This window comes from Meridianimarinicoccus marinus (assembly GCF_040689105.1).
GTDB classification, from domain to species: domain Bacteria; phylum Pseudomonadota; class Alphaproteobacteria; order Rhodobacterales; family Rhodobacteraceae; genus Meridianimarinicoccus; species Meridianimarinicoccus marinus.
In genome coordinates, this window is the sequence record NZ_JBFBVU010000063.1 from 1 (window position 1) to 2,500 (window position 2,500).

The window sequence follows — 2,500 nt, forward strand, 5'->3', positions numbered from 1 at the left end:
TACTTGTTCGTTGTCTTTGTCATGATGCTCCATCCTACTCAGGAGTTGGAGCCTCCGGCAAACCCGGTGCGGGTCAGTTCCGCCTGGTGGACTCGTCAAACGTTGAGGTGGCGTTGATGTAAAACGCGACATCAAAAACTTGATCGGCCGAGGCCGACTTCAAGTCTTTGATATCGTGTTGGATTTCTGGTTGCGGGGGCAGGATTTGAACCTGCGGCCTTCAGGTTATGAGCCTGACGAGCTACCGGGCTGCTCCACCCCGCGACGCTTGGGCATTTGTTTTTTGCCCGTTTTGTGAGGGATCGTTTTGAGAGATACGGAGATATTTTTGCACAGCTTACTAGGTTTGGCGATGACCTACTCTCCCACGTCTTGAGACGCAGTACCATTGGCGCTGCAGTGCTTAACGGCCGGGTTCGGGATGGGACCGGGTGTTTCACTTGTGCTATGATCACCAAACCGAGAAAGCTGTGCGACCCCGTTTGTGACGGGGTATTTTTGTCCAAGTCAGGCACACGTTTGGTGTACGACTTTTGATGTTTTGGAAGCGTCTTGCTTCTACTGGATCAAATCAAGCCTATCGGACCATTAGTACCGGTCAACTGAGCGCATTGCTGCGCTTACATCTCCGGCCTATCGACGTGGTGGTCTACCACGGTCCTCAGGGATACCTTGTTTTGAGGGGGGCTTCCCGCTTAGATGCCTTCAGCGGTTATCCTGTCCGATCATAGCTACCCAGCACTACCATTGGCATGATAACTGGTCCACCAGTGGATCGTTCACCCCGGTCCTCTCGTACTAGGGGCAACTCCTCTCAAGTATCCTACACCCACGGCAGATAGGGACCGAACTGTCTCACGACGTTCTAAACCCAGCTCACGTACCTCTTTAAACGGCGAACAGCCGTACCCTTGGGACCTGCTCCAGCCCCAGGATGAGATGAGCCGACATCGAGGTGCCAAACGGTGCCGTCGATATGGACTCTTGGGCACCATCAGCCTGTTATCCCCGGCGTACCTTTTATCCGTTGAGCGATGGCCCTTCCACTCGGGACCACCGGATCACTATGGCCGTCTTTCGACTCTGCTCGACTTGTCAGTCTCGCAGTCAGGCTGGCTTCTGCCATTGCACTCAACGAGCGATTTCCGACCGCTCTGAGCCAACCTTCGCGCGCCTCCGTTACGCTTTAGGAGGCGACCGCCCCAGTCAAACTACCCGCCACACAGGGTCCCGGATCCGGATAACGGACCGCGGTTAGACATCAAGCAGAGCAAGGGTGGTATCTCAAGGGAGGCTCCGCCAGGACTGGCGTCCTGGTTTCAAAGCCTACCACCTATCCTGCACATGCTCGGCCTAATGCCAATGTGAAGCTGTAGTAAAGGTGCACGGGGTCTTTCCGTCTAACCGCGGGAAGCCTGCATCTTGACAGGCAATTCAATTTCGCTGAGTCCACATTTGAGACAGCGGGGAAGTCGTTACGCCATTCGTGCAGGTCGGAACTTACCCGACAAGGAATTTCGCTACCTTAGGACCGTTATAGTTACGGCCGCCGTTTACCGGGGCTTCAATTCGGAGCTCTCACTCCTCCTTTTAACCTTCCGGCACCGGGCAGGCGTCAGACCCTATACGTCGTCTTGCGACTTCGCAGAGCCCTGTGTTTTTAGTAAACAGTCGCCACCCCCTAGTTTGTGCCCCCGCCCAAAAGTTGCCTTCTGAACGGGCCTCCTTCTCGCGAACTTACGGAGGTATTTTGCCGAGTTCCTTAAATGTGGTTCTCTCAAGCGCCTTGGTATTCTCTACCAGTCCACCTGTGTCGGTTTAGGGTACGGTCTCATGGAGGGCTATTTCCAGGAACCTCTCAACGGCCTCCCCAATCCGATAAGGGGAAACAATCTTCGAGATCCGTCACATCCTCCTGGCTCAGGAATATTAACCTGATTCCCATCGGCTACGCATTTCTGCCTCGCCTTAGGGGCCGGCTTACCCTGCTCAGATTAGCTTTAAGCAGGAACCCTTGGACTTTCGGCGACAGGGTCTCTCACCCTGTTTGTCGCTACTCATGTCATCATTCTCGCTAGTGATCACTCCACCGGATCCCTTACAGGCCGGCTTCACAGTAAGCTCCTTGTGTCCAATGTCCCCGAAGGGACTAAGGACACATGGAACTATGTCACACTACGCTCCGCTACCATGCCTTACGGCATCCTAAGCTTCGGCTCATGGCTTGAGCCCCGTTACATCTTCGCCGCAGGACAACTTGATTAGACCAGTGAGCTGTTACGCTATCTTTAAAGGATGGCTGCTTCTAAGCCAACCTCCTGGTTGTTTTGGTCGTCCCACCTGCTTTCCCACTTAGCCATGAATTGGGGGCCTTAGCTGTAGGTCAGGGTTGTTTCCCTCTCCACTACGGGCGTTAGCACCCGCAGTGTGTCTGCCATCTAGTACTCCCGGGTATTCGGAGTTTGGTTAGGATCAGTAAGCCTGTGGGGCCCCATTACCC

The 2,500-nt window shown here is 54.4% G+C and carries 1 tRNA gene and 2 rRNA genes (1 of these 3 cut by a window edge); all 3 read right to left on the reverse strand.

Annotated features, from left to right (window positions below):
- Positions 1–187: 187 nt before the first annotated feature.
- Positions 188–264: transfer RNA gene (locus AB0T83_RS19975), tRNA-Met, on the reverse strand.
- An 80-nt stretch (positions 265–344) separates the two neighbouring features.
- Positions 345–459: ribosomal RNA gene (gene rrf / locus AB0T83_RS19980) — 5S ribosomal RNA — on the reverse strand.
- Positions 460–567: 108 nt separating this feature from the next.
- Positions 568–2,500: ribosomal RNA gene (locus AB0T83_RS19985) — 23S ribosomal RNA — on the reverse strand (it continues 891 nt past the right edge of the window).